The organism is Streptomyces sp. MBT65 (assembly GCF_016612545.1).
Classification (GTDB): domain Bacteria; phylum Actinomycetota; class Actinomycetes; order Streptomycetales; family Streptomycetaceae; genus Streptomyces.
The window spans coordinates 1-8,563 of record NZ_JAENRY010000314.1 but is presented as its reverse complement, the minus strand read 5'-3'; the positions used below and the strand labels follow the sequence as shown (position 1 = coordinate 8,563).

At 71.6% G+C, this 8,563-nt stretch carries 6 protein-coding genes; 2 read left to right on the top strand and 4 right to left on the bottom strand.

Annotated features, from left to right (window positions below; all coding sequences use genetic code 11):
* The first annotated feature begins 171 nt into the window (after positions 1–171).
* Positions 172–1,305: a PLP-dependent cysteine synthase family protein gene (locus tag JHN63_RS42370; RefSeq protein ID WP_200690461.1), complete on the top strand. Its 1,134-nt coding sequence runs from the start codon at positions 172–174 to the stop codon at positions 1,303–1,305.
* Between the two features lie 109 nt (positions 1,306–1,414).
* Here JHN63_RS42370 and JHN63_RS42365 read toward each other — a convergent pair whose 3' ends face one another.
* Both JHN63_RS42365 and JHN63_RS42360 read right to left on the bottom strand, forming a co-directional pair.
* Entirely contained in the window at positions 1,415–1,885 is a 471-nt protein-coding gene (locus JHN63_RS42365) for an SRPBCC family protein (RefSeq protein WP_200690460.1), read from the bottom strand.
* 70 nt (positions 1,886–1,955) lie between these two features.
* Positions 1,956–2,783 (bottom strand): DeoR/GlpR family DNA-binding transcription regulator, encoded by an 828-nt coding sequence (locus tag JHN63_RS42360; protein WP_200690459.1) that lies wholly within the window; start codon positions 2,781–2,783, stop codon positions 1,956–1,958.
* A 290-nt stretch (positions 2,784–3,073) separates the two neighbouring features.
* On the opposite strand from JHN63_RS42360, the gene JHN63_RS42355 reads away from it, so the two are divergent.
* The gene (locus JHN63_RS42355) at positions 3,074–5,428 is read left to right on the top strand and encodes a hypothetical protein (protein WP_200690458.1); all 2,355 of its coding nucleotides are present in this window, start codon (positions 3,074–3,076) and stop codon (positions 5,426–5,428) included.
* Here JHN63_RS42355 and JHN63_RS42350 read toward each other — a convergent pair.
* Both JHN63_RS42350 and JHN63_RS42345 read right to left on the bottom strand, forming a co-directional pair.
* Positions 5,398–7,833, bottom strand: a complete 2,436-nt coding sequence (locus JHN63_RS42350) for a right-handed parallel beta-helix repeat-containing protein (protein ID WP_200690457.1) — start codon at positions 7,831–7,833, stop codon at positions 5,398–5,400. The two genes, JHN63_RS42355 and JHN63_RS42350, sit on opposite strands and share 31 nt — an antisense overlap.
* A 106-nt stretch (positions 7,834–7,939) precedes the next feature.
* Complete coding sequence (locus tag JHN63_RS42345) at positions 7,940–8,545, bottom strand: hypothetical protein (RefSeq protein ID WP_200690456.1); 606 nt, start codon at positions 8,543–8,545, stop codon at positions 7,940–7,942.
* Positions 8,546–8,563 lie beyond the last annotated feature (18 nt).

The window sequence follows — 8,563 nt, the reverse complement described above, 5'->3', positions numbered from 1 at the left end:
TCACCAGCCCATGCCGCACGCCCCTCACCAGCCCGCCGTAGCCCCGCCCCAGGCTCGCCTTTGAGCCGCCCAAAGGAGTGTTTATGCAGGTGAGAAGCGTGCGGAAGGTGCCTATGATCGAGATGTCGGCCGCGCGAGACGCCGTCGGCGCAATGCCTAAGGAGCCCCGCCGTGAGCACCACCCCACCGGCCCTGACCGGCGCCACCCTCGACGTCGACCGCAGTGACGCCGCCTACCGGAGCTGGCTGAAAGAGGCCGTCCGCAAGGTCCAGGCCGACGCCAACCGCTCGGCGGACACCCACCTGCTGCGTTTCCCGCTCCCCGAGCGCTGGGGCATCGACCTGTACCTGAAGGACGAGTCGACCCACCCGACCGGCAGCCTCAAACACCGCCTGGCCCGCTCCCTCTTCCTCTACGGCCTCTGCAATGGCTGGATCCGGCCCACCTGCCCGGTGATCGAGGCGTCCAGCGGTTCCACGGCGGTCTCCGAGGCGTACTTCGCCAAGTTGATCGGGGTCCCCTTCATCGCGGTGATGCCGCGCACGACCAGTGCTGAGAAGATCCGCCTGATCGAATTCCACGGCGGGCGGTGTCACTTCGTGGACGACCCGCGCAAGATGTACGAGGAGTCGGCCGCCCTCGCGGTGGAGACCGGCGGCCACTACATGGACCAGTTCACCTACGCGGAACGGGCCACGGACTGGCGCGGCAACAACAACATCGCCGAATCCATTTTCCGCCAACTGGAGTTGGAGCGTTTCCCGGAGCCCGCGTGGATCGTCGCCACGGCCGGTACCGGCGGCACCTCGGCGACCCTCGCGCGCTACGTCCACTACATGCAGCACGACACCCGCGTCTGTGTCGCCGACCCGGAGAACTCCTGTTTCTTCGAGGGCTGGACCACCGGCGATTTGGACGTCACCCGCGACTGCGGTTCCCGTATCGAGGGCATCGGCCGTCCCCGGATGGAACCGAGCTTCGTCCCCGGCGCCATCGACCGCATGATGAAGGTCCCGGACGCGGCCAGCGTCGCCGCCGTACGGGCACTGGAACAAGCCATCGGCCGCAAGGCGGGCGGCTCCACCGGCACCGGGCTGTGGAGCGCCCTCAAAATCATCGCGGAGATGGTCGCAACCGACCAACAGGGCAGTGTCGTAACCCTGTTGTGCGACCCGGGCGACCGCTACCTGGACAAGTACTACTCGGACGCGTGGCTGACGGAACAGGGTCTGGACATCACGCCGTACAGCGAGGCGATCACATCGCTGTTGGCGACGGGAGTATGGCCAAACTCGGCTAGATGAAGGCCAGTTGGTCACTTCCAGGGGCGCGGGGCTGTATCGATGTGCGGCTCCGCCGCGCGGGCGCGAGCAGCCACCACGCTGCCGCAGACGACGTACTCCTGAGGATCCGCTAGCCGGCCAGTCGCCGGTCCAAAGCCGTTACCGCTTCCCTGAACGCCCGCCCCAACCCGGGCCGGGCCACCCGCACAACCCCTTTGAACACCGCGGTGCCGTCCGCTGCGAACGTCCACTGAACCCGAGTCCCGCCTCCGACAGGGATCAGCCGCCACTCCTCGGCCATCGCCCGCGCGCCCGGCGCATTGGTGACGTCGATCCGGTAGGCGTACACCTCCGCCGCCTTCGCCGCGATCACCGTCTCCAGGAAGTGTCCGCCGCCCTTGAGTCGGATGTCGCGCCTGGATCCGTCGTCGAGCGACCGCGCGCTGGTCACGGCCGAGAACCACTCGGCCCACCCCGGCACATCGTCGTTGAGGGCGTGGAAGACCGCGTCCGGCGTCGCGGACATGTCCCGCGTGAAGACCAGACGCACCGGAGCGGAGTCGATGAAGTCGAGCTCGACGGGGCGGAGACGGTTGGCCATGGACGCGAACCCCCTTGGCGGAGAAGGCAAGTTGACCGGCGCGGGCGACGTCACGATAGCTGGCGGTCCGTCAGATGTCTGCCCCGTCGGCGAGTTCGCCCGCCACCACGAGCCGTACATGCTCGGAGATGTCCGCCCGCGCCTCGGCCGGCAGTCCCGCGTCCGTCACCAGCGTGTCGACCTGTTCCAGCGCGGCGAACGAACTCAGGCCCACCGTCCCCCACTTGGTGTGGTCGGCGACGACCACGACCCGTCGTGCGGACTGCACGAGCCGGCGGTTGGTCTCGGCCTCCGCGAGGTTCGGTGTCGACAGGCCGGCCTCGACCGATATGCCGTGCACACCGAGGAAGAGCATGTCGAAGTGGAGCGCCGCGATCGCCTGGTCGGCCACCGGGCCCACCAACGAGTCGGAGGGGGTGCGCACTCCGCCGGTGAGGACGACCGTGGCCGCGCCCTGCCGCTGCCCGGAGGTGCGCTGCGCCGCGTGGAAGACGTCCGCCACCCGCACCGAGTTGGTGACCACGGTGAGGTCGGGGACCTCGAGGAGATGGTGGGCGAGTGCGTAGGTCGTCGTACCGCCCGAGAGCGCGATCGCCGTGCCCGGCGCCACCAACTCGGCGGCGGTCCGCGCGATGTCCTCCTTGGCGGTCAGCTCCAGGCCCGACTTCGCCTCGAAACCCGGCTCGTGCGTGCTCGCCTCGACGACCGGGACCGCCCCGCCATGCACCTTCTCCAGGACGCCCTGGCGGGCCAGCGCGTCGAGATCGCGGCGGACCGTCATGTCCGACACGCCGAGCTTGCGGGTCAGTTCGTTGACGCGGACGCCACCGCGGCGCCGGACCTCGTCGAGGATCAGGGCGCGCCGCTGCTCCGCGAGGAGGTTCTGATTCTCACTCACGTACGCTCCGGTCCTTTCGCCGCCACCCGTCAGACTGCCCAGCGTGCCCGCCCGGACCAGGACATTCGCCCCGGCTGCGGTGCGCGGACGCCCCAATCCTCGCACGCCACCGCAAGCACCGCGCCACCGCCTGTCCCGTCGCGCACATGTCATTCCGGCATCGTTCGTCCCGGAGGTGTCACCCGGATCGGGGAGATTCCGTCACGGGGCGTGTGCGACGCGCCGTGAAGCGCGATCCTGGTGTGCACACGGACACAGACAGACAGTGCGTCACGGGGGATGTGCGAACAGTGGAGCGTGTACAGGAACACGCCGTCACGGCCGAGGCGAAGAGCCTTGCCACACGGCCCGATCAGACCGAACCCGCCCTGGAACTCCTGGTCCACGGAGTCGGCGGCGCCACACCCGAGGAGATGCTCGGCGATCCACGCACGGTGCGGATCACCGGCGACGACACGGCGGCCGTCTTCAGGCGCGCCACCGACGTCGACGCCGAGTCCCGGCCCGCCGAGCAGCGCGGCGGACCGATCCGCGAGGCCTACGTCTGGTGCAACCTCACCTCGGGCAACGGCACCCGCGCCCTGTGGCTGTTGCTGCTGCCGTTCATGGTCGTCAACCTCGCGCACTGGATGCGCCCCACCGCACGCGATCGGAAACGGACGGTCCGTTTCTACGGGCTGCTGGTACGGCTCGCGGGACTGACCCTGACGGTGCTGCTCGTCGCGGCCGCCTGCGAGGTCGCCCTCGACCTCGCCGCCTGGCAGTGCGCCGGCACGCGCGCGTGCGCCGAACGGCACACCTGGCTGGGCTTCCTGTCGCCGGCTCTGTCGCACGACAGCTGGTGGAGCCGCCCGGGCCGCCGCCTCGCGCTCGCCGCCCTGGTGCCGACCGCGCTCACCGTCCTCCTCTGGTACCTCTCCCGCCGTACCTGGAGCGAGTACGAGTCCCAGCAGCCGATGCCCCGCAGACCCGAACCCGAGGACGAGACCGGCCACAGCTCCCTGGGCCGCCCCGGCTTCTGGTACGGCCGCCGCCTGGTCGCCCGGCTGCGCGCCGCCCACACGGCGGCGGGCCTGCTGACGGTCGCCGCGGCCGTCACCGTCCCGACGGCCCGCTTCGACCGTCGACCCGACGCCTCCAGCACACTTGCTTCCTCCAGCACACCTGCTCTCTTCGGCACCCTCCTGGAGACCGCACTCGCCGGTCTCGCGTTCGTCGTGGTCTACGTGGTGTGCCGCCGCGGCCGTAGCGAGAACCGTCTCGACCAGGCGCTCGACCGCCGTCTCGTACGACGCCTGCCGCTCGGCGCACTCCTGCTGCTCGCGCTCGCCCTGCTGTACGCCGGCTGGTCGCGCCCGGGGTGGGAGTCGTCCGGGCGGCTGTCGGGCGATGCCGCGTTCGGTGGAATCGCCCTGGTGCAGGGCCTGTTGGTGATCGCCCTCGCCGTGGTCGCCCACCTGCTGCACCGCACCCACCGCGACCCGCGCGCCGCGATGCACGGCCTCGGCGGCCCGGCCGTCGCGATGCTGGCCTGCGCCCTGGGCGGCGTGATGTCCGGCGGGGTCTCCCAACGCGTCTCCGACTGGCTGGACGGCACCGGAACGTCCCTCGCGGGCCCGCCCGTCCTGCTCACCTGGCAGGCCTCGGTGATCCCGCCGCTGCTCGTCCTCGTCCTCCTCCTGTGCGCGGGCCTCGGCCACCGCACCTGGCGGCTGCGCCGGAGCGAACTGGCCGCCGTCGCCCACGACTACCCGGGCGGGCGCAAGGACCGGGCGCGCACCGCCCGGATCGCGAGCACGCGCGCGATGGCCTCGCTCACCGACCGCGAGCCCCTCCTCGTCGCCGTCACCTCGACAGCGACCCTGCTCCTGGGCGCCGGAGCCCTCGTCGGCGCCTTCACCACCGACCGGACACCGGAGCAGGCGGGGGAGGAGACGTACGCCTTCGTGCACGGCACCGCGCAGACCTCGCAGGGCCTCGGCTCCTGGCTGATCGGGCTCGGCTTCATACTCTTCGTCACCTGGGGCAGGCGCGCCTACAAGGACGCCTCCGCGCGGCGCACCATCGGCATCCTGTGGGACGTGGGCACCTTCTGGCCGCGCGCCGCCCACCCCTTCGCCCCGCCCTGCTACGCCGAGCGCGCGGTCCCCGACCTGACCTGGCGGATCGCCACCTGGACCCGCGCCACCGGCGGCCGCCTGGTCCTCTCCGGCCACTCCCAGGGCAGCGTCCTCGCTGCGGCGGCGGCCTGGCAACTCAAACCGGCCGAGCGCAGACGCGTCGCCCTCCTCACCTACGGCTCACCCCTGGAGCGCCTCTACGGCCGCTGGTTCCCCGCCCACTTCGGACCGGCCGCGCTCAGCCGCCTGCACCGCGAGGTCGACTGCTGGCGCAATCTGTACCGGCTCACCGACCCCATCGGCGGCCCGGTGCGGGTGTCCGGCTGCGGCCCCGAGGTGGACCACGAACCCCTCAAGGACCCACTGGAGTACGGCCGTACGGCACGACACCCGCTGCCCGCGCCGATCCTCGGCCATTCCGACTACCAGGCCGACCCGGCGTTCGCGGAGGAACGCGAGCGGCTGCTGGCCCGGCTGCGGCCCGAGGTGCCGCCTCAGGGCAGCTCGGGCAGGTCCTCCGCGTAGAGCAGGGTCAGGTCGTCCGTGCTCGGCTCCTCGACCTGGGCGACCCGGCTCGCATGCCGCTCCACCATCGCCTCGAAGGTCTGGCGCGCGGTGCGGCCGTTGCCGAACGCGGCGCCCTTGGGGATCGCCGTGAAGTACTTCGTCAGTCCCTCGGAGGCGCCCTCGGCCAGCCGGTACTCGTGCTCCTCGGCCTGCTGCTCGACGATCCTGAGCAGTTCCTCCGCGTTGTAGTCGCTGAAGGTGATGGTCCGTGAGAAACGGGACGCCACACCGGGGTTGACGGACAGGAACCGCTCCATCTCCGCCGTGTAGCCCGCGACGATCACCACGACCGCGTCCCGGTGGTCCTCCATCAGCTTCACCAGCGTGTCGATGGCCTCTTTACCGAAGTCGCGGCCCGAGTCCTCCGGAGAGAGGGCGTACGCCTCGTCGATGAACAGGACCCCGCCGCGCGCCTTGTCGAAGGACTCCTGGGTGCGGATCGCGGTGGAGCCGATGTGCTCGCCGACCAGGTCGACCCGGGACACCTCGACGAGATGCCCCTTCTCCAGGACGCCGAGCGAGGCGAGGATCTCGCCGTAGAGCCGGGCGACCGTCGTCTTGCCGGTGCCGGGGGAACCGGTGAAGACCAGGTGCCGTTTGACGGAGGCCGCCTTGAGGCCGGCCTGCTGGCGGCGCCGGCCCACCTCGATCATGTCGATGAGGGACCGCACCTCGCGCTTGACGCTGTCCAGGCCGACCAGCGCGTCGAGTTCACCGAGGACGGCCTTGGAGGTGCGGGACTCCTTCTCCGGCTCCGGCGTGGTGACCGGCGGCTCGGGCGCGGCCGTGCGCTGGCCGGGGATCGCGCCCAGCACACTGGTCGCCTGGCTCGCCGTCTCCACGGCCGTCTCATGGGCGGTGGGCTGCTTGAGGCCGCTCTCGTCGCTGGTGCAGTCCTCGACGACGGGCCCGGTGCCGGGCCCCGCATCCGGTCCGGCGTCCGCGAACTCGTAGCCGCCGCGCGCGCACCGCTCCGTACGGCACTTCTTGAGCGTCGTACGACAGCCGTCTATGACGTGGAAGCCGTAGCCGCCGCTGCCCGTCACGCGGCAGCCGAGGAAGGTGCCCCGGCCGCCCGCGGAGACGTAGAAGCCGGCCTCGGCGGGGGAGTCGACCGTGCAGCGCTCGATGGTGGGGTCGGCGCCCTTGGTGACGATCACGCCGGTCTGGGTGGCGTCCACGGTGCAGTTGTTGAGGGTGCCGCCGCTGCCGTGGTCGCGGAACCACGCGCCCGTGGCCGCGTCCCGGATCCGGCAGTCGTCGAGCTGCGCGGTGGCGCCGTCGCTCACCGACACGGCCGTGTTGCGGACCTGGGAGATGTCGGTGTCGACGACGTCCGCGCGCGAGCCGCGGTCGAGCACGAACAGCGCGTCCGGTACGTCGTGCACCCGGCAGGAGTCGAGGACCGCGGTGGCGCCGTCGCTGACCCACACCGCCGGATAGTCGCCCGTGCTGTCGAAGATCTCGCACTGGTTGGCGTCCACGCGCGTGCCCGGGTCCCACACCGACAGTCCATTGCGCCCGAACTGACGCACCGTCGTCCGCGTCAGCGTCAGGACCGAACGCGACCGCAGATCGACCGCGTTCTCCGGGATGTCGTGGATACGGCAGTCCGCCAGCGTCAGCACCGCGTCCGTGTCGAGCGTGACGCCGTCCGCGGTCGTACGGTGCACATCGCAGTCGGTGAGGTGCGCGGTGGCGCGGCCGGTGATCTGGACGCCGCTGCCGCGCGTCTCGTAGACCTCACAACCCACCGCCTCCAGCGAGGAGTTCTCGCCCGTCGCCGACAGGCCGACCCCGGAGGCGTGGTGGACGCGGCAGCGCTCCAGGCGCGGGTGACCGCCGCCGCGGACCGCGACGCCCGCCTGGCCGGCCGAGACGACCTCGCACTCCTCGAACACCCCGCCACCGCCGTCGAGTACGGCGATCCCGATGCCGGCCGGGTTGTCGACGGTGCAGCGCCGCACGGTGGGGCGGGCGCCGCCGCGCACCTCGATGCCGGACGCGGAGCGGGTGACGATCCGAAGGTCCGTCAACTCCGGTGCGCCGTCCTCGACAAGGAGCGCGGGAGCGGCCGAGTCCTGGCCCTCGACATGCAGGTCCTGGACCACCGCCGAGGCGCGGACCGTCAACGGCACGCCGTCCAGGGGCGCGATGCGCACCGAGCCGGGCGAACCCTCGGGGCCGCGCAGGGTCACCGACCGCTGCACGACGAGGTTCTCCCGGTAGGTGCCGGGAGCGACGGTCAGTACGTCGCCCTCGGCCGCGGCCTCCAGGGCGGCGGCGAGCGACGCGTACTCACCTGTGCGGCGCCGCCACCGCGATGTACCGGTGTGCGTCACCTGGACCGTGCCCTGTGCCATGGCGCTGCTGTGCCCCCACCTCGTGGTACGCGGGTTGATGCCGAAGCCTTCGCCGGTCCACCGTAGCGTGCGGGCGGGCGGTGGGTTGACCAGAGCCGGAAGGCTGTCAGCTGCCGGTGCCGGTCCGGCCCCAGTCCGGACCCGCCCGCTCCCAGGCCCGGTCCCAACGCGCGTACCTGCGGCGGACCATGCGCCACAGCACCAACCGTCTGGCGCTGTCGACGAGCCCGGCGGCCAGCAGTGCCGCGCCGAGCCCGGCGAGCACGGCGTGCGTCGTCGCCGTGGCCGAGTCCAGCGGGCGGGCCACTATGTGCCCCTGTTGATCCGTCCAGAGCCTGAAGTGGTCGCCCGCGTGCGGGGTGTTCAGGTTCGCCATCACCGCGCCGTGCTGTGTGGTGCCGTTCGGGGCGGTCCAGTCGGCGAGGACGCGGGTGCGGATGTCCCGCGCGGCGGACGAGTCGGGGTCGGGGTCGATCTCGGTGCCCTTCAGCTTCTTGACCACCGTCGCCGTCACGACGTGCCGGTCCGCGCGCTGCTCCCGCACCGACCGCTGCAGGGTGTCCTGCGCGACCATCCCGACGAGCGAACCGATCACGGGTGCGGCGACCAGGACCACCAGCAGGACCACGAGGGCCAGCCAGGCCTCGACCAGATCGGTAGCGCGACGCAGCGGATTGCGCCGCCAACGCCACAGACCCCTGATTGCTCCCACCCTCCCGCACCCCCTGCC

Bases quoted from the DNA above. Each gene is read 5' to 3' on its own strand.
- JHN63_RS42365 (WP_200690460.1), bottom strand. From the start codon at position 1,885: ATGGCCAACCGTCTCCGCCCCGTCGAGCTCGACTTCATCGACTCCGCT.
- JHN63_RS42350 (WP_200690457.1), bottom strand. From the start codon at position 7,833: ATGGCACAGGGCACGGTCCAGGTGACGCACACCGGTACATCGCGGTGG.